Genomic DNA, 2,349 nt, shown 5'->3' with positions numbered 1-2,349 from the left:
CTGCTGGGCTTATACCAGTGTCAGTTCCAAGCAATGAAACAGGCTCGTCGCTTGTAGCTGAATACTTTCCGGAACGACTTTGATCAGCTTGTCCGTTTTGAATCAAAGGACCAGTTTCACCCATAAAGACCAAACCACCCTTTGCCTCGCCGCGGACCTTGAACGTCACGTTACCCAGTTCGGGTTGTTTGCGCACAACGTTCTGTGTTTCGCGAATGGCTTCGATGCTAACGAAGGGCTTAGTTGCATTTTTCATTTTTTCTCCTGAGAAATTGATTGGATTAAATATCGTCTTGATTGCTGGGCTGGAACAGAAATAAAATCTACCTGCTAGAAGGGCTTAGAAAATGCTCTTCAAGAAAGTAGTACTGCTCGTAACACGCTTAGTTTCATGAGGAGGCATCACATTACACGGGCCTAATAATTTCTTTTCAGCGAATCACCGCCAGCTCTTCGAACTGGCCTCCTTTGATCGTCTTCAACGTCAAGGCACCTCCCAAAATGTCCCCTTTTGCGTCAAAGGAGATCGGGCCAGTCACGCCTTCGTATTTAGTGGCCGCGAGCGCAGGCAGGTACTTCGCTGGATCAGAAGATCCCGCTTTGACCATGGCGGCGACCATCAATTTCACGCTGTCATAAGAGTACGGAGCGTAAATCTGAACGTCAGAGCCAAATCTGGCCTTGTACCTCTTGTCAAACTCAGCCCTGGCAACCGCATATTTGCTGCCTTTTTCCACTCCACCAGCTTCGGCGCAGAAGACTTGGTTGTCAGATATTGCATCACCAGCGAGCTTAGTTAAACCAATGGAGCAGATGCCGTCGCCGCCCATAAATTTGGCCGAAAGTCCGAGGGACTTCATCTGTCGCAGCATCGGTCCTGCAACCGCATCAGTGCCGCCGAAGAACACCACATCAGGCTTCTTGCCTTTAATAGCCGTCAAAATAGCATTGAAGTCGGTTGCTTTGTCGGTGGTGAATTCCCTTGCTACCACCTTTCCACCGGAAGCCACGACGGCTTTGCTGAATTCTTCCGCGACGCCCTGGCCATATGCAGTGCGATCATCGATGATAGCGATAGACTGGCCCTTAAGAGCGGTTACAGCGTAACGCCCCAGCGCTCCACCCAACTGCGTATCATCGGCCACAACTCGGAACGTAACTTTGAAGCCCTGGCGGGTGTACTTGGGGTTGGTTGCTGCAGGAGATATCTGGGGGATGCCCGCTTCGTTATAGATCCTGGACGCGGGAATGGACGTACCAGAATTCAGATGTCCAATTACGCCAGCCACCTTGGTATCAGCCAACTTCTGCGCAACTGCGGCACCCTGTTTGGGGTCCGCTGCATCGTCTTCTGTCTGGAGCTTTATGTTGACCTTTTGACCTCCAATCTTGACGCCCTCTTTGTTGAGTTCCTCAACGGCCAAGATTGCTCCGTTTTCGTCATCTTTACCCAGATGCGCGATGGCACCACTCGTTGGTGCAACATGAGCAATTGTCACCAGGGTTTGTGAAAGGGCACTGGTTGCAATGAGACCCATTGCAGCAAGAGCCAGACCATGAAGTTTAAATTTCATATTGCGTATCTTTTACTATTTGTGTGTTTCTTGAAGTTTTGGACTGAGCGTCATCAATGGTGAATTACCCAATCCAACAGACGTGGGAAATAGCGCCTTTCAATCAACAATCAATCCCAAACTACTCGCCCAGGTAAGCGGCCCGCACGCGCGGGTCGCGCAGCAATTCCTTGGCGTCGCCGGTCATCGTGATGAGCCCCGACTCCATCACGTAGCCGCGGTCGGCCAGCTGCAGTGCGCGATTGGCGTTCTGCTCCACCAGCAGGATGGTCACGCCCTGCGCGGCCACGGTCTGCACCACTTCGAAGATCTTGTCGCACATGATGGGCGACAGGCCCATGGTGGGCTCGTCGAGCAGCAGCACCTTGGGGCGCGCCATGAGCGCGCGGCCCATGGCCAGCATCTGCTGTTCACCGCCCGACATGGTGCCGGCGAGCTGGTCCTTGCGCTCGCGCAGGCGCGGGAAGGTCACGAACACCCGCTCCATGTCGCTGGCGATCTCGGCCTTGTCCTTGCGGATGTAGGCGCCGATTTGCAGGTTCTCGGTGATGGTCATGCGCGTGAAGACGCCGCGGCCTTCGGGCACCATCACCAGGCCCTCGCCCACCAGGTCCCACGCGCCGCGGCCCTTGATGTTGCGGCCCAGGAATTCGATGGTGCCGGCACCCGCCGGCAAGGTGCCAGTGATCGCCTTCATGGTGGTCGTCTTGCCGGCGCCGTTGGAGCCGATGAGCGACACCAGTTCGCCCTCATGGACCTCGAAATCCACGCCCTT

At 54.7% G+C, this 2,349-nt stretch carries 2 protein-coding genes and 1 pseudogene; all 3 read right to left on the bottom strand.

Going from position 1 to position 2,349, the window contains the following annotated elements:
• Positions 1–256: pseudogene (locus AC1DOC_RS29710) on the bottom strand (OsmC family protein); the annotation flags it as partial.
• Between the two features lie 175 nt (positions 257–431).
• Positions 432–1,574, bottom strand: a complete 1,143-nt coding sequence (locus AC1DOC_RS29705) for a branched-chain amino acid ABC transporter substrate-binding protein (RefSeq protein ID WP_012747224.1) — start codon at positions 1,572–1,574, stop codon at positions 432–434.
• 121 nt (positions 1,575–1,695) lie between these two features.
• Positions 1,696–2,349, bottom strand: a 654-nt coding sequence (locus AC1DOC_RS29700) for an ABC transporter ATP-binding protein (protein WP_478131126.1), incomplete at its 5' end; no start/stop codon positions are given.

The sequence above is a fragment of the Variovorax sp. 01T439_2 genome, from assembly GCF_056398445.1.
The sequence above is the reverse complement of the archived record's forward strand: the minus strand, read 5'-3'. Positions and strand labels throughout refer to the sequence as shown.

Bases quoted from the DNA above. Each gene is read 5' to 3' on its own strand.
- AC1DOC_RS29705 (WP_012747224.1), bottom strand. From the start codon at position 1,574: ATGAAATTTAAACTTCATGGTCTGGCTCTTGCTGCAATGGGTCTCATT.